The following is an 18,756-nucleotide window of genomic DNA, read 5'->3' on the forward strand; positions in this document are numbered from 1 at the left end:
CTGCCTGGGTGCCCCGAATGGAGGGAAGCGCGAGCGAGCTGCGGGGGTGCCATGGCTCCGGCAGGTTGCGTTGGGTCATGGGGTGGGCGTCCCGGTTGCGGACGTACCCTCACCCCGTGCCCTTTCCCGATGGGAGGGACGCGTGAGCCAGCGGTCGACGCATGGCGGGGGCGATGGGGTCATGGTGCGGATGCTCCTGCAGCGGTCGTGCCTGGATCCCTCTGCGCCGTCGAAAGGGGCGCTGCAGAAGCACCGGCAAACAGGGCGTCCAGGGCGTCCACCAGGGCTGGGTCGAAGCGCCAGGCGTGGATGCCGGGCGCGGCGTCGCTGTCGGAGCCAAGCTCGGCTGCGGTGGCGCGGGCCGCGTCCAAGCCACGGCAGAACAGGTAGCGCACGCCGCCGAAGTCGCGGGTGTAGTCGTAGGCCTCGCCCAGGCGGAAGCGCAGCCAGCGATGCAGGGCGACGGTGTAGATCAGCGCCTGCAGCTCGTACTCGCTGTGCGCCATGGCGCGGGCCAGGGCATCGGCGTCGTAGCTGGGCAGGCGGTTGGACTTGTAGTCGAGCACGTACCAGCGGCCGTCCACGGTGTAGGTGAGGTCGATCAGGCCGGTCATCAGGCCTTCCAGCCGCTGCCGCGCACCGAACGCCTGGCGGTCGCTCACCACCCCGAAGCGATGCAGCAATGCGAGCAATGCCTCGACGCGGGTGGGCCGCATGGCGAAGTGGAATTCCATCTCGTTGCGGCGCTGTGGCTCGGGCACGGCGGCCAGGGTGGTGCCTTCGGGCAGGGCGACGGTGAGGGTGTGGCCGATCAGGGCGGTGAGCATGGTCAGGCCGTCGTCCAGTTCGTCCTGGGCGTAGCCGCCGCGTTGCAGCGCCTCGAGGATGGCGGCGGCCTGGCCCTCGGGTGCCGGCAGGCCGGGGCGCCAGGTTTGCCAGGCGGCGAAGTCGCAGCGTTCGAACACGTCGTGCATCACCACGCCGAAGCGGTTGCCGGCAAAGCGCGGGTCGAAGGTGTCGACCTCGGCGGCTACCGCGATCGCCTCGCTGCCGGACGGCTCGTCGCTGCCGCCACTGCCGACCACGGTGGCGCTGGCCATCGGGTCGGTGGCGGCGCCGGCATCGGCGTTGGCCAGCTGGGTGAAGCTGTAGACCCACCACTCGGGTGCGATATGCCGTTGCGGGGTGCGCGCCGGTGGCACCTGCGCCTCGAGCGGTGGCGGCAGGCGCGGCAGGGTGGCGGGCGGCGTGGACGTGTCGACCAGCACTGCGCCCTCGCCGGCCGCGCCCTGCAGCGCGTCGAGCGCGCGCAGCATGCCGGACAGTGCGGTGCGCTCGTGCTGGTGGAACGGGCCGCTGGCGATCCACAGCGCGTGCTCGGCGCGGGTCAGGCCGACGTAGAGCAGGCGGGCGTCTTCGGCGCGTTGTTCCTGCTTCCAGGCGGCTTCGGCCGCGCTCCAGGTGGGGTCTTCCTTGTCTGTCTTCCAATGCAGCTGGCGGCCGAGCTCCGGCGCATGCACCACGCAATGGCGGCCGGCGCCCTTGTCGCTGCGGCCGACGCCGATATACGGCAGGAACACCAGCGGATATTCCAGGCCCTTGCTCTTGTGCAGGGTGACGATCTGCACGCGGCGCGCGTCCGATTCCAGCCGCAGCTGCTGGGCTTCGTCTTCCTTGTCTGCATTGGCAATGCGGCGCGACAGCCAGTCGACCAGGCCGTGCGGGCCGAGCGCGCGGGCGTCGGCTTCCTGCAGCAGTTCGGCCAGTTGCAGGTAGTTGGTGAGGCGGCGCTCGCCATCGACCAGGGCGAGCAGGCGTTGCCCGTGCGCGGCGCCCAGGTCGCCCAGCAGGGCGAGCGGGCCGCCGCGCTGCCAGCGCTCGCGCCAGTCCAGCGCCTGTTGCTGCCAGCGGCGATGACGCTCGCCGTCGTGCGCAAGCGCGGCGATGGCGGCGGCGTCTTCGCCGATCAGCACGGTGGCAAGGGCGGCGCGCAGGCGGCTGTCGTCGCCGGGGTCGAGCAAGGCCTGCAGCAGGGCGAGCAGTTCCAGCGCTTCGTCGGTGGCGAACAGGCTTTGCTTACCCGCGGCTACGGCGGGGATGCCCACGGCACCGAGCGCCTGTTGCATGCGCGTGGCCTCGCCGTGGCTGCGCACCAGCACCGCGATATCACCGGCCTGCACCGGGCGTGCGTTGATGGTGGCGGTGCCGTCGCGGCCACCGGCCAGCCAATGGCGGATCGCCGCGACACAGGCAGCGGTGGCCAGCTCGCGGGCACGGCCGGCGCTCCAGGGTTTGGGCTTGCCTTTGGTCGGCGGCGGCGGTTCCGGCGCGCGCCACAGCGTCAATGCCGGTGCGATAGCGCCGTCGCATTGCAGGTCGGCATCGAGACGTTTGGTGCCCGGTTGCACCGGATGGAAGGCGATGCCGTCGGTGAGGAAGGCGTCGGTGTAGCCGGCCTGCGCGTACAGCGCATCAATGGCTGCCAGCACGCCGGGGCGCGAGCGGAAGTTGTGGCTCAGCGGCGGGGCGCGTTCGGCGGTGACCGCAGCGGCCAGATAGGTGCGCACGTCGCCGCCACGGAAGCCGTAGATGGCCTGCTTGGGGTCGCCGATCAGGAACAACGCCGGCGCCAATCCGGCGTCGCGTGCGCGTTTTCCTTGGCCGAACACGTTGGAAAAGATCGACCACTGGCGGTCGTCGGTGTCCTGGAATTCGTCCACCAGCGCGATGGCGTATTGCGCGCGCAGGCGTGTGACCAGGGCGTCGGCCTGCTCGCCTTGCAGCGCGTGTGCGACGCCATCGACCAGGTCGTCGTAGGTCTGCACGCGGCGCTGGCGCTTGAGCAATGCCAATCGTGCGATGGCATCGTCGCGCAACTCGTGCAGCAGCCGGATGCGACGACGGGTGCGCCATTCTTCGACGCGGGCCAATGCAGTGAGATAGCCATCGATCTCGTGGCTCATCGGCGAGGCCGGCGTGCGATCGATAAACTTCTTGTTGGTGCCGGCGGCCAGTTCCGCGGCGGTGAGTTTGATCAGCTTGGCGTGCGGCGCGGTGTTGACCGATGGCGCGGCGGCGAAGCTGTCGAACCAGTGCCATAACGCCGTCAACCACTCGGGCTTGTAGCTGACCTTGCTCAGGATGCCGCCATCGATGGCGGACATGATGGTTTCGAAAAACGCGGTGCCGTGCGCCTGGAATGCAGCGGCCAATGCGGCGCTGGCGTCTTGCACGGCTTGCAGCAGCGCAGCGGAATCGTCGGTGGTCGTGGCCTTGGCCGGCAGCAGCGTTGGATGGCGCACCAGCGCGCGCAGATCGCTGGCCAATGCATCGGGGCCGCCCGACCACAGCGCAATCAGGTCTTCGGCCATCGCCGCATCGGCGGCTCGCTGGCGCCAGAGATCGGCGGCGACTTCGCCAAGCAGTTCGCGGTCGTTGGCAAGCAGTTCCGGCGCGGCAAAGGCCTGGCCGCTTTCCAGCGCATGTTCGCGCAGCACACGTGTGCAGAAGCCGTGGATGGTGAACACGGCCGCCAGGTCGATTTCTTCCACCGCCTGTTGCAGGCGGCGGCGTAAGGCGGCGGGTGTTTCGGTGCCGCTGGCCAGATGCGTGGTGAGGATGGTGCGGGTGAGGACGGCGTCGGGTGGTTCCTGTCCGTGCGGGGCTGGGTGGTCTTGGGTTGGCGACTGTGACGGGTTGTTGGCGAGGTCGGTCGCGGCCAGGGCCGCTCCTGCAGAAGGCGATGGCGTATCGCCCACACGCGCTGGAGTCAGCTCATGTGCGGCCGAAGCTGCGCCCAGGGACGACGGTGGAGCGTCGGTCGCCAGCAGTGGAGTCGGCTCGGTCGCGACCGGGGCCGCTTCTACAAACGCCAATGCGGCATCGGGGACCAGCGTTGCGGCCAGCACGAGACGTTCGCGGATACGACGGCGCAATTCCTGCGTGGCCGCTTCGGTGAAGGTCACCGCGAGGATCTGGCCGATGCGCAGCCCGCGCTCGACCACCAGCCGGGTGAACAACGTGGCCAGGGTGAAGGTCTTGCCGGTGCCGGCGCTGGCCTCGATCAGGCGCACGCCGTGCAGCGGCAGGTGCAGATACGGATCGGAGAGGGCGTTCATTCGGCATCGTCCTGCGTGCCATGCCAGTGTCGCCAACTTTCGGTCAGACGTTCCGGATCGAGTACCGCATCGGTGTTGCCGCGTTCGAGCAGGTCGTACACGCGATGGCTGGTGGTGGCGAAATCGGCGAAGCGTTGCGCATCGGCGAACGGGTCGCAGCCGCGATTGACCAGGCGCAGTTCCGGGCTGTGCGATTCGCTCCAGCCGAAGTTGGATTGCCACTGCCCGGCGGCGTCCTTGATGGCCTTGTCCAGATCGTCGCTGCGCGCGGCCTGGTGATATTTCCAGCTGCTGTAGGGCGCGAACGCCAGCGGTGTCTGCAGGCCATGACGATACAGCTGCAGCAGCTCGGCCAACGCACGTTGTGCCTGTGGTTGCGACAGCGGTTCGGCGTCGATGGGATGCGGGCCCAGGCCATCGTCGTGTTCGAAGAAACGCACGTACGGTACGTGCTCGCCGGCGGCGCGCAGCAGCAGCCATTCCAGGCCGTGGCGGATCACATTGCGGCCACTGAGCTGGCCGACCTGCACGCGCCCTACGCCGCCGGCATACCAACCGGGGACGCGGCCGTGCACGTCGATATCGCCGATCTGCACGTGCAACAGGCGCGACTGCGCCGGCACCTGGCCCCGCCACTGCCGGAATGCCTCTGCGTACGGGCGCAGGGTTGTCAAAATTGCATCCAGGTCACGTCGTCCCAACGGGCCAGAGGGCAGCAGCGCGCGGGCACGCAGACGCGCGTACAAGCCATCGGTCGCGCCGGCCAGCACTGCCTCGAACGCATGCTGCTGCAAGCTGTAGTGCTCCAATCCACGCGGCGCTGCGACGAGCGGTTCCAGATCGCTGTCTTCGCCGGCCGGATCGGGCAAGCGCATGCCCAAGCGATGGCGCAGGAACTGCCCGGCCGGGTCGGCGAACAGGCGGCGCAATGCGTCGATCGAGAGGCTGGTCGGCACCGCGCTGTCGTCTGCCGGCAACGCAGCGGCCACCCACGGTGCGAGCGCCTGGCGCTGCCCGACCAGGCTGTCCACCGCGGGCCGCCACTGGCGGCGATAACTGAAGCGGCGCGGGTCGGCGCCATCTTCGCCCAGCGCACCGAAGGCGGCGGCGGCGAATGGCTGCAGCGGGTGGTGCACCACCAGCATGTCGATCGCCTTGGGATCGGCGTGGTACTGCGCGGCGCTGCCCAGCAATTCGCTGACCAGCACCGACGGTTCGCGCGCGCTGCCATCGCGCGCATCGGCGCCGAGATAGCTCAGGTAGAACACCTCCTGCGCGGAGGCGAACAACTGCAGGAACAGGAAGCGGTCGTCCTCGCGGGTCGAACGATCGCCGTGCCGACGACGCTCGGTGCCCAACTCGGCGGTGAGCCGATTGAGCCCGGCAGCCGGGTCGCGGCGCGGGAAGTCGCCATCGTTCATGCCGAGCAGGCAGATCACGCGGAACGGCAGCAGGCGCATCGGCACCATGCGGCCGAAACTGATCCCGCCGGTGAGCAGCGGCGCGCGCGTGTCGGACTCGCCCAGCACCGCGGCGAAATGCGCACGCACGACGTCGGCGGGCACTTTGCCGGCGTACTCGGCGCGCGCTGCGTCGCGGGCGAATTGGTCGATCAGTGTGCGCAGCCGGTCCAGCGCGCGCTGCGCACGCGGCGCCGAGGGCGCTTTGGGAATCAGCGCCTCCAGCAGGCCGAGCAGACGCTCGCGCCACTCGACCGGTGTCATCGCTTCGGCCAACACGGATTGGTGGCGTTCGAGCACGCGCAGCAATCGCAGCAGCGTATCGAGCGCGGCCAGCGCGCTGCCTTCCAGTTGCGGCCATGGCGCCACACCGGCGATGTCGTCCTCGGCCCCGCTGGCATGGCCAAGCAATAGCCGGTCCAGCGCGAAGCGCCAGGTATAGGCATCGTCGCTCGGTGCAAGCAGCTGAGACCGATGCGCCGCATCCAGCCCCCAGCGCGCGCCGGCCGCGTGCAGCCAGCCGCGCAGCCGTTCCAGCGCCGCTTCGTCCAGGCCGGCAGCGTCGGCAATCGGCGCGCTGGCGAGCAGGTCGAGAATTTCATGCAGGCCGAAGCGCGCGATCGGCAAGCCGAGCAAGGTGAGGAACACTTCCGCCAGTGGCTCGCTCGCCAACGGGCTGGCATCGGCCAGCGCGTATGGCAGTGCGTCGTCGTTGCCATGGCTGCCGAACACCGCATCCAGATACGGCACGTACGGGTCGATGTTCGGCGACAGCACCGCGATCTCGCGCGGCTGCAGCGGCGGGTCGAAGCGCGTGTCGTCGAGCAAGGCGCGCAGTTGGTCGTGCAGCACCTGCAGCTCGCGCAGCCGCGTGTGGCAGGCGTGCACCTGCACGCTGGGGTCGTGCAGATTCACCGCCGACAACAGCGCAGGCACAGCGGGCGCGCGGCGATGGAACAGATCGCTCTGCATCCGCCGCAGCAGGCTGTCGCCCAGGCCGCCGTCGGCGAGCGCGCGACGGCCGGACTCCAGCGGATCGGCGTAGGCAGCGATCTCGGCCAGCGGATGCACCACCTCGTAGTCGCCCACCAACGCCATGAAGTCGCGCCCGGCCGCGCCCCAGGCCTGCAGCAACGGGTTTTCCTGCACCTGATCGACGAACAGTTGCACCGCGCCGTCTTCGCGCCGGCGCTGCCACAAGGTCTGCAGATCGCCCCAATAGCCTTGCGTGGGCGTGGGCAGATAGAAATGCAGCGTGCCCACGCGCGCCTGCGTGGCCAGCACGCGCAGCACGTCGGGCGAGATATTCAAGATGGCGAAGGCGAACAGGCGCTTGGGCAAGCCCTGCGGCAACGGACCGTCCGGGCGCGCGTGGCGATCCAGATACTGGCCGATGCGGCGCGCGCGGTATTGCCGCCCGGACGCGATGCTGCGCCACAGCCGCGCCTGCGGATCGTCGGGGTCGGCGCCGCCTTCCCAGCGCAGCAACCAGTCGCGTCGCCAGGCCTGGTACTTCTCGAACACGTTGCCCAATTCGCCGGCCAGCGCCCACGGCTTGAGCGCATCGCCATCGGACAGATATCCGGCCAACGGCGCCAACGCCGCATCGCTGCCCAGATCGGCCTGCAACGCGTCATACAGGCGCCACTGCGTGGTCGCCATGTCCAGATCGTCGTCGGCCGGGCCGAGGTTGCACTCCAGCGCCCGCGCGACGAATTCGCCGGGGGTGAGAAATTCCAGATTGGCCGCCACGCCGTGCTCGGCCGCCAGCGTGGATTGCAGCCAACGCCGCATCGCCACCTGCGGAATCAGCACCACCTCCGGCTGCAGCAACGGCTGCTCCGGCATCGGCTGGCGCAACTCCTGCGCGAGCAAGGCGGCCAGCGTATCCAGCGCATTGGACGGATAGAGACGAAAATCGGGCGCGGAAGGGGCGTGCATGCGTGCATGCATTGTGCCGGATGCGGCCGTGCTGCGCCGTCTGGCGCAGTGCCAGCCATGCATCGCCGCCGCCGCACGGCCAGCGAAGCGTCGCGGCGGCGGCCGAACGTCTGCCGGCGACGCGCGACGCCCTCATCCGCCCTTCGGGCACCTTCTCCCGCCAGGCGGGAGAAGGAAGGCAACGCTATTCGCCATCTGCCGGGAGAAGCATGGCAAGGTCAGAGCGCGATCAGTATTTCTTTTCCAGAGTGATCATCCCGGTCTGATCGTCGTTGTTGTCGCCATCGGGAATCCCGCGGTATTTCCGTCGTGTCGACAGGCCCTGCTCGCTCAGCAACGCCGCGCCGATGCCCACCATCAAACGGTTGCGATCGAACGCACTCTGCCGTACACGATGGAACGGGCCGCCAGTGAGGTCGGCATAGCTCAGGGTCGCATCGCCACGGCCCTTGGACAAATCGCGCTGGTATTCCACCCGCAACAAGCGGGGTCAGCCGTCCCCAGCTGACCGCGCGGCGGCGTTACAGACGCAGACCCAGGTTGCCGGTGGTGAGTGACCACAGCCATGTCGTCCCGACCCCGCTTCGACATAGCCCGCAGTCGAATATCGCGCTGCGTCACGCATGAGACGGCCCGTTGCATCTGCGGCACCCTGATCGTCTGCTTCGGTACAGCGGTCATGCGACAATACTGCACGCGGCGGTTCGGTTATGTTCAGCCGTGTGACAGCTACTCTATTGCGTTGGAATTCTGTTAAAGGCTTCGATGACGGCGTCCGCATCTCCTGTCGTGCAGTTGTCCGGTGTCCGCATCGATCGCGGCGGTCGCAGCATCCTGCGCGACGTTTCGCTCGACGTGCCGCGCGGCAGCATCACGGCCGTGCTCGGTCCTTCGGGTAGCGGCAAGTCCACCCTGCTGGCCGCATTGACCGGCGAACTGCGCCCGGTCGCCGGCACGGTCACCTTGTTCGGCAACGCGATTCCGCGTGGCAGTCGCGCGCTGCTGGAGATGCGCCGCAGTGTCGGCGTGCTGCTGCAGGGCAATGGCTTGCTGACCGACCTGAGCGTGGCCGACAACGTCGCGTTGCCGCTGCGCACCCATACCCGCCTGCCGGCACCGGTGCTGCAACGCCTGGTGCAGATGAAGCTGCACGCGGTGGGGCTGCTGGCCGCCGCCGATGCGTGGCCGCGCGAGTTGTCCGGCGGCATGGCGCGGCGTGTGGCGCTGGCGCGCGCGCTGGCGCTGGACCCGCCGCTGATGATCTACGACGAACCGCTGACCGGGCTGGACCCGATCGCCTCGGGCGTCATCATGGCGCTGATCCAGCGCCTCAACCACAGCCTGGGCCTGACCAGCATCATCGTCAGCCACCATGTGCACGAGACGCTGCCGATCTGCGACCAGGCCGTGGTGATCGCCAATGGCGGAATCGTGTTCGCCGGCACGCCGGCGCAACTGCAAGACAGCACCGATCCGCTGGTGCAGCAATTCCTGCACGGTCAGCCGGATGGCCCGATCGCCTTCGATGCCGCGCCACGGCGCGACCGGAGTGCTGCCTGATGGCCATGGTCGAATCGATCCGCGCCTTCGGCCGCGCCGGGCTGTTCTCGCTGACCGTGCTGCGCGGCTCGGTGCCCACGCGCGATTTCATCGCCGAGCTGGTGCGCGAGATCTACAAGGTCGGCGCGCGTTCGCTGCCGATCATCGCCGTCGGCGGCGCCTTCGTCGGCCTGGTGCTGACCCTGCAGGGCTATCGCACGCTGACTACCTACGGCGCATCGGACGCCTTGTCCACGCTGCTGGGCCTGTCGCTGTACCGCGAGCTGGCGCCGGTGCTGACCGCGCTGCTGTTCATTGGCCGCGCCGGCAGTTCGATCGCTGCCGAGCTGGGCCTGATGCGCGCCACCGACCAGATCAAGGCGCTGGAGCTGATGGCCATCGACCCGGTGGCCAAGGCGGTGGCGCCGCGGTTCTGGGCGGCGGTGCTGACGGTGCCGCTGCTGACCGGGGTGTTCTGCTCGCTGGCCATCACCGGTGGCTACTTCGAAGCCGTCCACGTGCTGGGCATCGACAACGGCACCTTCTGGTCGGGCCTGAGCGGCAGCGTGGATTTCTGGGACGACTTTGGCGTGGCGATGCTCAAGTCGGCGATCTTCGGCGGCACTGCGGCGCTGGTGGCGGCCTACGTCGGCTTCCACGCCGAGCCGACCATCGAAGGCACCTCGATCGCCACCACCCGCGCGGTGGTGAACGCCTCGCTGCTGGTGCTGATGTTCAACTTCGTCCTTTCTGCAATGTTGTTTAGGTGAGTGGAATAACTATGGCCATGCGTGGACCACGACTCGAATTCGCCGTCGGCGCCTTTTTGCTGCTGACCCTGGCCTCGCTGCTGGTGCTGGCGGTGGCCTCGACCAACCAGCGCTGGGGCTTCGGTTCCAGCCAGTACACGCTGATCGCGCGTTTCAGCCAGATCGGCCAGCTGCGTCCGCAGGCGCCGGTGAAGATCGGCGGCGTGACCATCGGCAAGGTGTCGGACATCAGCCTGGACCCGACCAAGTTCGACTCGGTGGTGACGCTGTCGCTGGATACTAAATACAAGGATCTGCCCGCCGACACCTCGGCCGGCATCTTCACCAGCGGCCTGCTCGGCGAAAGCTACATCGGGCTGCAACCGGGCGGCGACCCGGAAACGCTCAAGCCGGGCGAAGAAATCGGCTTCACCCAGCCGGCAGTGGATTTGCTGCAGCTGGTTGGCAAGTACATGTTCAGTGGCGGCGGCGACAAGCCGGCCGCCGACGGCCAGGCCGCCGCGCCTGCCCAGACCGCTTCTCCTTCTACGGAACCGCACCAATGAAAACCACCCTGCTTTCCGCCCTCCTGGCCTCGGCCCTGCTGGTGAGCGCACCGGCCACCGTGCTGGCGCAGCCGGCTCCCGCCAGCGCGCCCGCGCAGGGCGCCGCGACCAAGACCGTCATCGACAGCAGCACCCGCATCCTCGGCACGCTGGACCAGCGCCGCGCCGAGTTCCGTGCCAACCCGGCCGCCCTGCGCCAGTACATCAATGGCGAATTGAACAAGGCCTTCGACCGCGACTATTCCGCCCGTCTGGTGCTGGGCGTGCATGGCCGTGGCGCGTCCGATGCAGACGTCAAGCTGTTTGCCGACGCGCTGGCCGAGAACCTGATGCAGCGCTACGGCACCGCGCTGCTCAACTTCGAAGGCAAGCCGACCTTCCGCGCCAAGTCCGAGAGCCCGCTGCCGGGCAACCGCGGCGTCAAGGTCTCCACCGACCTGCTGCGCGCCGGCAACGACCCGACCCCGGTCGATTACCTGATGCGCAATACCGGCGGCCAGTGGAAGATCTTCGACGTGATGATCGAAGGCATTTCCTACGTGCAGACCTTCAAGACCCAGTTCGACGGCCCGCTGCGCGAGAAAGGCATCGCCAAGGTCGCCGCCGAGCTGCGCAGCGGCAACCTGCAGGTCGGTGCGGCACCGGCCAATGGCAAGTAACAGCACCGTGCAACGCAATGGCCAGGCGCTGGTCCTGACCGGCGTGCTCGACCGTGACGCGGTGACGGCGGCCTGGCCGCAGGCCGTCGCGCAGCTGGACGGCATTCGCACGCTGGACCTGACAGGTGTACAACGCCTGGACAGTGCCGGCGTGGCGATGCTGGCCGAACTGGCTGCGCGGGTGCGCAGCACCGGTGCCGGTCCCGTCACGGTGGTGGGTGAGGCGTCCGGTCTGGACGAATTACGCGCCGCCTACCGTTTGTCCCCTACCTTCGATTTTCAGGCCTGAGCGCCACCCCATGACCCTGCTTCGTCCCCTCTCCCTGTTGGCCTGCTTGCTGCTTGGCGCCTGCGCCAGCCAGGCGCCGAAATCCGCTCCGCCGCCGGCCAGTGCCGCCGCCCCTGCCCCAGCGCCGGTGCGCGACGACGCCGGAGTGACCGCGCAACCGGCCGCAGCCGGTGTCGCAGCGCCCGATACGGTGCCGGCCGCCGTAGCCGCCGCGCCCACCGCTCAAGCCGGTGCCGCTGCCGGTCCGGATGCACCGGGCACGCCCACGTCCGCCGAAGACGACTTCGCCGCGTTGTACGGCACCAGCACCCCGCAAGCCGGTGCCGACGGAACGCCGGTGCCGCTGGGCGCAGCCCCCTCCTACGACCCCTGGGAGCGCTACAACCGCGGCATGCACCGCTTCAACATGGCGGTGGACCGTGGCGTGGCCCGTCCGTTGGCCACCGCCTACACCAAGGTGGTGCCGCAACCGGCGCGCCTGGGCGTGACCAACTTCTTCGACAACCTCGGCACGCCGTTGACCATGGTCAATCAGCTACTGCAGGGCCACCCGGTGTTCGCGGTGCAGTCGTTGGGACGCTTTGTGATGAACTCCACGCTGGGCGTGGCGGGTCTGTTCGACCCTGCCAGTGCGGCCGGCATTCCGCGCCGTAGCGAAGACTTCGGCCAGACCCTGGGGGTGTGGGGCTGGCGCAACTCGCGCTACTTCGAGTTGCCCTTGTTCGGCCCGCGCACCGTGCGCGACACCTTCGGCCTGGGCGGCGACATTCCGCTCTCGCCGCTGCGCCAGGTCGACGACAGCGGTGTGCGCTTCGCCCTGCAGGGCCTGCAGCTGGTGGACACACGTTCGCAACTGATGTCGCTGGATTCGCTACGCGACCAGGCACCGGACGAATATGCGCTGACCCGTGATGCGTGGATGCAACGCCGCAACTACCAGATCGTGCGCGACCTGCGCAGCCATCGCGAAAAGAACAACGAGCTGCCCGACTATCTGCGCGAGGACAAGGACAGCACCGTGCCGGTGGATGCGATGCCGATCCCGCAGTGGATTCGTTGATCGGTCGAGAGTGCGGTTTGCAGTGAATACGAAAGCCCGGGAGCGATCCCGGGCTTTTTGCTTTGTGGGCATCGTGCAGATGATGACTTCCGTGAGTGGGTGCCACCACGCGGCCTTCATCGCTCCGTGTTTTCAGTCCTTGAACCGCTGAGACCCCCGGTGCGCAGAAGACCTGGATGACGTTGTAGTCAGCGCTCGGCCACCGCCCCTTCGAAAGTGCGCGGCAGTGCCTGGTAACCGGAACCCAGCAACGTTTTTATGTCGTTCGTCTGCGTTTTGCGGATGAATTCGATGAGACTGGTTCCGGCAAAACGGATCGAGAAGCAGGCACGGTCGATGAGATGGAACGTGAACCCTTCGTCCTGGTCGCGCCGCCAGCACAGATACTCACCATTGACGCTGCTGCCGTAGAAGCGAAGGTCGTCGAAAAAGCGGGCGACGGGACGGCTTTCGTCGTCATCGGGTTCAAGGCAATCGAGATCGCCGATTTCGATGCCGTCTTCCCGGTAGGCGTCGACGAGCGAATGCACCTCATCGTGGATTTCGACGCCTCGGACGAGGAGGCCGTCACTGCCGAACATGCTGAATGGCATCTCGATGACGAACAGGCCGTTGGTCGTGCCGTAGCCAAATGTCCGCGCGAAGATCTTGTAGCAGGGCGGCAGCGGGCCGATCTGCGCCTCGACGGCTGAAATCTCTTCGGCAGATGCGGTGCGCGTGATGTTGGAACGATCGAAAAGCTGGGTGAGGTCGTCGTCCATCGAGGGATCCTTCCACTTTCCATTGCCGCAGACTATTCGGTAGTCGGGTTGAAGCACGCATTTCGCCATCAGACCGCGTTGCTTGAAAGCAGGAACCTGATGCGCTCATCGCCCTTGATGGGTCGTGGGATTTCCAATCCTACGATGTGCTTGCCCCTTCGGTGCAACACAGCAACAGGTAAACAACGGTCGAAAGGACGATGGGCCGCTAGGCGTTTGTCAGCCGGCGCATCACCTACGCGTGCTCAATGCCGTCTCCACCGCCTCACGCAGGCGTGCATCGCCGGCGGGGACGTCGGGAGCGAAGCGGGCGATGACCTGGCCATCGCGGTCGATCAGGAACTTCTCGAAGTTCCACAGCACGCCCGGTGCCGGGTTGGGCGCGATGCCGTAGCCGGCCAGTTTCTCGCGCATCGGGCCGTCGCCGGTGGCTTGCGGCTGTGCGCTGGTCAACGCCTGGTACAGCGGATGGATGTCCGCACCGGTGACGGCGATCTTGGAGAACATCGGGAAGGTGACGTCGTAGGTGAGCTGGCAGAACTGCGCGATCTCGGACTCGCTGCCGGGTTCCTGGCCGTTGAAGTCGTTGGCCGGAAAGCCCAGCACTTCCAGCCCCTGCGCCTGCCTGTCGCGGTACAGCGCTTGCAGACCTTCGTACTGCGGGGTCAGTCCGCACTTGGAGGCGACGTTGACCACCAGCAGCACCTTGCCGCGATAGTCGGCCAGCGTGGTGGGCGCGCCGTCGATGGTGGTCAGGGGAATGTCGTGGATGCTCTGGCTCATCGGCGCGTCCTGTTAGCGGAAGAGCCAGAGCATAAACCGCTGGGCGCGCGGGGAGCGATGCAGCGGCGTTCCCCGCCTAGCCCATCAGTCGATGCACAACGCCGCCTGGCCCAGGCCACCGACCACTTCCTGGCGGCAGCCGAAGCGGTCGCTGTCGCGCTGGCAGGTCCCCGAGGTGGCGGTGCCGGTCGGCACGATGCTGGTCGCCAGGCAATCGCCGCTGCAGTCGGAGTTGTCGGTGCAGGCCTTGCCGGCATCGGCGTACGGGACCACGCAGCGTACCGTCTGCATGCGGCCGACCGGACGCAGTTGCCCGCCTTTTGCCGTGCATTCGGCAGCATCGGCGGAGGCCCCACGCGGTGGTTGCGCTGCAGGTGCTGCAGAACCGGAGGGGGACGTTCCGGAGGGGGACGTTGGTGTGTTGCTGCATGCGGTCAGCAGCAGCGCGCAGACCACTGCGCAGATCCATCGACTCGACATGGCACTCTCTTGTTGGACACGGTGCGTGCAAGCATCGCGTTGGCGATGTCTGCGTGGTGTGCTTGGCGTCGGTGCTGGGTAAGGCGTAGGCGCGGCGCCGCTGCTGGCGGCGCAATCACGTGCAGGAAGCCGGGCGCGCTGCCGACGTCGTCGGTCGCTCCCTGCCAGCGTTCTACAGCCCGCGCCTGCCAGACCAAAGGTTACGGCCTTGGTGACAGCTCTTGTGTCACAGCGGCATGTGCTGTGTTGCGAGCAGGCCCTGGCAACCCACGCGCAGGCGCTCGCGCTTGGCGCGATCCTGCTTATTCCTGCTCGTCGCTGCTGTCGTCGTCGTTGCCGCTGCCGGTGTCGTCGTTGCCGGCATCGTCCAGCAGCGCCTGGGAGTGTTCGCTGGACAGGGTTTCCACGCCGCGCAGGCGACGTTCGATGGTGCGGGTCTTGCGGCTGGCTTCGCCCAGGCTCTTGCCGACCGTGGTGATCTGCCGCTCGGCCTTTTCGAGAATACCGGCGAATTTGCCGAACTCGCTCTTCACCGCGCCCAGCACCTGCCAGACCTCGCTGGAGCGCTTCTCGATCGCCAGCGTGCGGAAGCCCATCTGCAGGCTGTTGAGCAGGGCGGTAAACGTGGTCGGGCCGGCCAGGACCACCCGATGTTCGCGCTGCAGCAGATCGACCAGGCCGGCACGACGGATCACTTCGGCGTACAGGCCCTCGGTCGGCAGGAACATCACCGCGAAGTCGGTCGTCTGCGGCGGGCAGACGTACTTGTCGCTGATCGACTTGGCCTGGATGCGGATGGCGCGTTCCAGCTGCGCGGTCGACGCCTTGATCGCGTCCAGGTCGCCCTTTTCCTGCGCATCGATCAGGCGTTCGTAGTCCTCGCGCGGGAACTTGGCATCGACCGGCAGCCACACCACCGTGTCGTCGCCCCGACCCGGCAGGCGGATCGCGAAGTCCACCGCTTCGGCGCTGTCGGGCTTGACTCGCACGCTGCGCGCGTACTGCTCCATCGTCAGCGTCTGCTCGAGGATGTTTTCCAGCTGCACTTCGCCCCAGCCGCCGCGGTCCTTGACGTTGCTCAGCACGCGCTTGAGATCGCCCACGCCGGTGGCCAGCTGCTGCATTTCGCCCAAGCCGCGCTGCACCTGTTCCAGGCGTTCGGAGACGAGTTTGAAGGAGGCATCCAGCCGCGTATTGAGCGTGGTCTGCAGTTTTTCGTCGACGGTGGCGCGCATCAGTTCGAGCTTGCTGGCGTTGTCGTTCTGCAGGTTGGCCAGCTGTTGTTCCAGGGTGGCGCGCATTTCGCCGATGCGCAGTTCGTTGCGCTGGGTGAGTTCGGTCAGACGTTGGCCGAGGGCCTCGGTGAAGCGCTGCTGCGACTCGCCGGCTTCTTGCCGTCCCTTGCGGGAATCTTCGGCCAGCGCGTCGCGCAGGGCGGCCATATGGGTGTCGGTGCGTGCGATCAGTTCGGTCAGCTGCTGGCCGAACACCTGGATGCGGGTTTCCTGCTGCTGGCCGAAGCCATCCAGCTGGGTGCGCAGTTCGGTGAGCCGCAGGGTGAGCAGTTCACCGGTGCGCTGTTGCGCAAGGCCGCTTTCTTCGCGCGCCTTGCGTGCGTCTTCGCCGAGTGCGTCGCGCAACAGGTCCAGGCGCTGATCGGTACGCGTGGACAGTTCGGTGAGATTGCGCGCGAAGGTTTCCAGGCGGCCGTCCTGCTGCCGCGCCAGGCCTTCGAGCTGCTCGCGCAATTCGCCGCGGCCGTCGCGCTGCTCGGCGCGCAGCGCCAGCTCCAGGCCGCTGGTGGAAGGGCGTCGCAGCAATGCGATCAGCTGCAACACGAGGACTACGACGAGCAGTCCGAGAAGGATCAGGGATTCGGATGACATGCGCGCAGTGTAGCGGTGTCGGTCGCACCAGCTGCGTCAGTGGCGTGCCGGCTGGATGCGTCGGTGCGGAACCATGGCGCGGGTCTGGGTCGAGTGGTGCGCGTTCGCGCTGCGCCGGGCGTGGGCGTGGGCGTGGACGGTACAGCGTGCGCGATGGCGGGTGCCGGGTTCGGGGCGGCCTGGCGATGCGTTAAGGTTGTTGCTCTCCCGCTCTGCCGCCGATCATGCTTGAGCTCTACGGAAAGCCGACCTCGATCAACGTGCGCAAGGTGTTGTGGCTGTGCGAGGAACTGGCGCTGGACTACACGCTGCACGCGTATGGCAGCGGGTTCGCACCGGTGGAGACGCCGGCGTTTCGCGCGCTCAATCCCAATGCACTGGTGCCGGTGATTCGCGACGGCGATGTGGTGCTGTGGGAGTCGAACACGATCTGTCGGTATCTGGCCGCGCGTGCAGGTCGCGCCGACCTGTTGCCCACGGCTCCCGCTGCACGTGCGCTGGTCGAGCAATGGATGGACTGGCAGGCCACCGAACTCAACACCGCCTGGCGTTACGCGTTCATGGCCACGGTGCGCGGCAGTCCGGCGCATACCGATGCGCAGGCGATCGCGGCAAGCGTGCACGCGTGGAATCGGCACATGGCCATCCTGGACGCGCAGCTGCAACGCGGCGGCCCGTTTGTGCTCGGGGCGGATTTCAGCTTGGCCGATCTCGTGTTGGGGCTATCGACGCAGCGCTGGTTTGCCAGCCCGATCGAGCGCCCGGTGTTGCCGGCGGTGGCGGCGTATTACGCACGCCTGAAGACACGTACCGGGTTTCAACGTCATGGCTGCAACGCGCCGTAGACGCTACCTGCTGCCGCGCCGGCGCCGACGCATGACCTTGGACCGATAGCATTGCTGCGGCGCGTTGGGCCACACTCGGGAAATTCTTTGATTCCCGCGAGGTCCGCATGTCGTCTTGGCTCAGGCGCAAATCCATCGATCAGGTCACCGTGCACGAGGCCGGCCGGCAGCTGGTCCGTAGCCTGAGCTGGCCGCATCTGATCGCGCTCGGCATCGGCGCGATCGTCGGTACCGGCATCTACACGCTGATCGGCGTGGGCGCGGACAAGGCCGGCCCGGCGGTGCTGGTGTCGTTCGTCGCCGCCGGCATCGTATGCGCCTGCGCGGCGCTGGCGTATGCCGAGATGGCCACGATGATGCCGGCCGCCGGCAGCGCCTACACCTACAGCTACACCGCGCTCGGCGAGAGCATCGCCTGGGTGGTGGGCTGGAGCCTGGTGCTGGAATATTCGCTGGTGGTCAGCACCGTGGCGGTGGGCTGGTCGGGCTACTTCGTCGGCTTCCTGCAGTGGTTGGGGGTCAATCTGCCGCATGCCTTGATCGCCGGGCCGCACGCCGGCGGCATCGTCAACCTGCCAGCGGTGGTGATCACCTTCCTGGTGGCCGGCATGCTGATGGCCGGCACCAAGGAAAGCGCCACGCTCAACGCGGTGCTGGTGGTGCTGAAGATCATCGCGCTGGGCGTGTTCGTGGCGATCGCGTTGCCGGCGTTCGACAGCGCCAACCTGCAGCCGTTCATGCCGTATGGCTTCTCCAAGGCGGAAGGCCCGGATGGCGTGGAGCGCGGGGTGATGGCGGCGGCGGCGATCATCTTCTTCGCGTTCTATGGCTTCGATGCAATCTCCACTGCGGCCGAAGAGACCAAGAACCCGGGCCGCGATCTGTCGATCGGCATCGTCGGTTCGATGATCGGCTGCACGCTGATCTATGTGCTGGTGGCGTTGTCGGCGGTGGGCGCGATGAGCTTCACCGTGTTCGGCAAGAGCCCGGAGCCGTTGGCGCTGATCCTGCGCGAACTCGGCCACGGCAAGGCAGCGTTGGTGATCGGCGCGGTGGCGATCATCGCGCTGCCCACGGTGTTGCTGGCGTTCCTGTACGGGCAGAGCCGCATCTTCTTCGTGATGTCGCGCGATGGCCTGCTGCCGCGTGGGTTGTCCAAGGTCAACGCCCGCACCGGCACGCCGGTGGCGACGACGTTGTTCACGGCGGTGCTGGTGGCGGCGTTGGCAGGCGTGGCGCGGCTGGACGAAATTGCCGCATTGGCCAATGCCGGGACCCTGGCCGCGTTTACTGCAGTGGCGGCGTGTCTGCTGGTGCTGCGCGTGCGCGAACCGGGCCGTGCGCGCTCGTTCCGCACGCCGCTGGCGTGGGTGGTGGGGCCGGTGGCGATCGGCGGCTGTCTGTACCTGTTCTGGAGCCTGCCGAGTAGGACGCAGCTGTGGTTCCTGCTGTGGAATGCGCTGGGTGTGGTGGTGTATGTGGCGTACGGGCGGCACATGAGTCGGTTGAATCAGGCGAACTGAGAGCCTGCCTTCTGCTGCCTCGGGAGCTCGCACCCTGCATGCTATGCGGGGTGCCCTGGAGACCGATGGTGCTGCTGCATCGACCCCGCATGGGGTG

13 protein-coding genes and 2 pseudogenes are annotated in these 18,756 nt (G+C 67.6%); 8 read left to right on the top strand and 7 right to left on the bottom strand.

Annotated features, from left to right (window positions below; all coding sequences use genetic code 11):
- Window positions 1-75: 75 nt before the first annotated feature.
- From recB to GGR62_RS12710, 3 genes and pseudogenes are all read right to left on the bottom strand, one after another.
- Window positions 76-4,118, bottom strand: a pseudogene (recB, locus tag GGR62_RS12700) (exodeoxyribonuclease V subunit beta).
- Window positions 4,115-7,519: an exodeoxyribonuclease V subunit gamma gene (recC, locus tag GGR62_RS12705; protein ID WP_184408257.1), complete on the bottom strand. Its 3,405-nt coding sequence runs from the start codon at window positions 7,517-7,519 to the stop codon at window positions 4,115-4,117. Before recC ends, recB begins: the two are co-directional and overlap by 4 nt.
- A gap of 229 nt (window positions 7,520-7,748) precedes the next feature.
- Window positions 7,749-8,138: pseudogene (locus GGR62_RS12710) on the bottom strand (autotransporter domain-containing protein); the annotation flags it as partial.
- A 146-nt stretch (window positions 8,139-8,284) separates the two neighbouring features.
- Between GGR62_RS12710 and GGR62_RS12715 the strand changes: the two are divergent.
- Genes GGR62_RS12715 through GGR62_RS12740 form a run of 6 tightly spaced genes read left to right on the top strand, consistent with a single transcriptional unit; the run spans window position 8,285 to window position 12,381 of the window.
- Complete coding sequence (locus tag GGR62_RS12715) at window positions 8,285-9,079, top strand: ATP-binding cassette domain-containing protein (protein ID WP_184408258.1); 795 nt, start codon at window positions 8,285-8,287, stop codon at window positions 9,077-9,079.
- Window positions 9,079-9,828, top strand: a complete 750-nt coding sequence (locus GGR62_RS12720) for an MlaE family lipid ABC transporter permease subunit (RefSeq protein WP_184408259.1) — start codon at window positions 9,079-9,081, stop codon at window positions 9,826-9,828. The genes GGR62_RS12715 and GGR62_RS12720 overlap by 1 nt, the downstream gene beginning before the upstream one ends.
- Window positions 9,829-9,839: 11 nt before the next feature.
- Complete coding sequence (gene mlaD / locus GGR62_RS12725) at window positions 9,840-10,373, top strand: outer membrane lipid asymmetry maintenance protein MlaD (RefSeq protein WP_184408260.1); 534 nt, start codon at window positions 9,840-9,842, stop codon at window positions 10,371-10,373.
- Window positions 10,370-11,032: an ABC transporter substrate-binding protein gene (locus GGR62_RS12730; RefSeq protein ID WP_184408261.1), complete on the top strand. Its 663-nt coding sequence runs from the start codon at window positions 10,370-10,372 to the stop codon at window positions 11,030-11,032. Before mlaD ends, GGR62_RS12730 begins: the two co-directional genes overlap by 4 nt.
- Window positions 11,022-11,321, top strand: coding sequence for an STAS domain-containing protein (locus GGR62_RS12735; RefSeq protein WP_184408262.1), 300 nt, complete (start codon window positions 11,022-11,024; stop codon window positions 11,319-11,321). The genes GGR62_RS12730 and GGR62_RS12735 overlap by 11 nt, the downstream gene beginning before the upstream one ends.
- Window positions 11,322-11,331: 10 nt before the next feature.
- On the top strand, window positions 11,332-12,381 hold the full coding sequence (locus GGR62_RS12740) for a VacJ family lipoprotein (protein ID WP_184408263.1): 1,050 nt from the start codon (window positions 11,332-11,334) through the stop codon (window positions 12,379-12,381).
- Between the two features lie 188 nt (window positions 12,382-12,569).
- Here the strand turns inward: GGR62_RS12740 and GGR62_RS12745 are convergent, their stop codons facing one another.
- The 4 genes from GGR62_RS12745 to rmuC all read right to left on the bottom strand — a co-directional run bounded on the left by GGR62_RS12745 (window position 12,570) and on the right by rmuC (window position 16,291).
- Window positions 12,570-13,142 carry a hypothetical protein gene (locus tag GGR62_RS12745; RefSeq protein ID WP_184408264.1) on the bottom strand — a complete coding sequence of 191 codons (573 nt, stop codon included), beginning with the start codon at window positions 13,140-13,142 and terminating at the stop codon, window positions 12,570-12,572.
- A gap of 231 nt (window positions 13,143-13,373) precedes the next feature.
- Window positions 13,374-13,925: a glutathione peroxidase gene (locus tag GGR62_RS12750; RefSeq protein ID WP_184408265.1), complete on the bottom strand. Its 552-nt coding sequence runs from the start codon at window positions 13,923-13,925 to the stop codon at window positions 13,374-13,376.
- A gap of 84 nt (window positions 13,926-14,009) precedes the next feature.
- Window positions 14,010-14,405: a hypothetical protein gene (locus tag GGR62_RS12755; RefSeq protein WP_184408266.1), complete on the bottom strand. Its 396-nt coding sequence runs from the start codon at window positions 14,403-14,405 to the stop codon at window positions 14,010-14,012.
- 302 nt (window positions 14,406-14,707) lie between these two features.
- Entirely contained in the window at window positions 14,708-16,291 is a 1,584-nt protein-coding gene (gene rmuC / locus GGR62_RS12760) for a DNA recombination protein RmuC (protein WP_184408267.1), read from the bottom strand.
- A gap of 224 nt (window positions 16,292-16,515) precedes the next feature.
- On the opposite strand from rmuC, the gene GGR62_RS12765 reads away from it, so the two are divergent.
- Window positions 16,516-17,136, top strand: a complete 621-nt coding sequence (locus GGR62_RS12765) for a glutathione S-transferase (RefSeq protein WP_184408268.1) — start codon at window positions 16,516-16,518, stop codon at window positions 17,134-17,136.
- 107 nt (window positions 17,137-17,243) lie between these two features.
- The gene (locus GGR62_RS12770; protein ID WP_184408269.1) at window positions 17,244-18,659 is read left to right on the top strand and encodes an amino acid permease; all 1,416 of its coding nucleotides are present in this window, start codon (window positions 17,244-17,246) and stop codon (window positions 18,657-18,659) included.
- Window positions 18,660-18,756: the final 97 nt, after the last annotated feature.

Origin of the sequence: Xanthomonas sp. 3075 (assembly GCF_014197275.1) — a bacterium.
Lineage (GTDB): Bacteria > Pseudomonadota > Gammaproteobacteria > Xanthomonadales > Xanthomonadaceae > Xanthomonas > Xanthomonas campestris_B.

Excerpts from the sequence above, each read along its gene's own strand:
- GGR62_RS12745 (WP_184408264.1), bottom strand. The coding sequence starts at position 13,142 with ATGGACGACGACCTCACCCAGCTTTTCGATCGTTCCAACATCACGCGC.
- GGR62_RS12770 (WP_184408269.1), top strand. The coding sequence starts at position 17,244 with ATGTCGTCTTGGCTCAGGCGCAAATCCATCGATCAGGTCACCGTGCAC.
- GGR62_RS12755 (WP_184408266.1), bottom strand. The coding sequence starts at position 14,405 with ATGTCGAGTCGATGGATCTGCGCAGTGGTCTGCGCGCTGCTGCTGACC.
- GGR62_RS12735 (WP_184408262.1), top strand. The coding sequence starts at position 11,022 with ATGGCAAGTAACAGCACCGTGCAACGCAATGGCCAGGCGCTGGTCCTG.
- rmuC (WP_184408267.1), bottom strand. The coding sequence starts at position 16,291 with ATGTCATCCGAATCCCTGATCCTTCTCGGACTGCTCGTCGTAGTCCTC.
- recC (WP_184408257.1), bottom strand. The coding sequence starts at position 7,519 with ATGCACGCCCCTTCCGCGCCCGATTTTCGTCTCTATCCGTCCAATGCG.
- mlaD (WP_184408260.1), top strand. The coding sequence starts at position 9,840 with ATGGCCATGCGTGGACCACGACTCGAATTCGCCGTCGGCGCCTTTTTG.
- GGR62_RS12765 (WP_184408268.1), top strand. The coding sequence starts at position 16,516 with ATGCTTGAGCTCTACGGAAAGCCGACCTCGATCAACGTGCGCAAGGTG.
- GGR62_RS12740 (WP_184408263.1), top strand. The coding sequence starts at position 11,332 with ATGACCCTGCTTCGTCCCCTCTCCCTGTTGGCCTGCTTGCTGCTTGGC.
- GGR62_RS12750 (WP_184408265.1), bottom strand. The coding sequence starts at position 13,925 with ATGAGCCAGAGCATCCACGACATTCCCCTGACCACCATCGACGGCGCG.
- GGR62_RS12720 (WP_184408259.1), top strand. The coding sequence starts at position 9,079 with ATGGCCATGGTCGAATCGATCCGCGCCTTCGGCCGCGCCGGGCTGTTC.
- GGR62_RS12730 (WP_184408261.1), top strand. The coding sequence starts at position 10,370 with ATGAAAACCACCCTGCTTTCCGCCCTCCTGGCCTCGGCCCTGCTGGTG.
- GGR62_RS12715 (WP_184408258.1), top strand. The coding sequence starts at position 8,285 with ATGACGGCGTCCGCATCTCCTGTCGTGCAGTTGTCCGGTGTCCGCATC.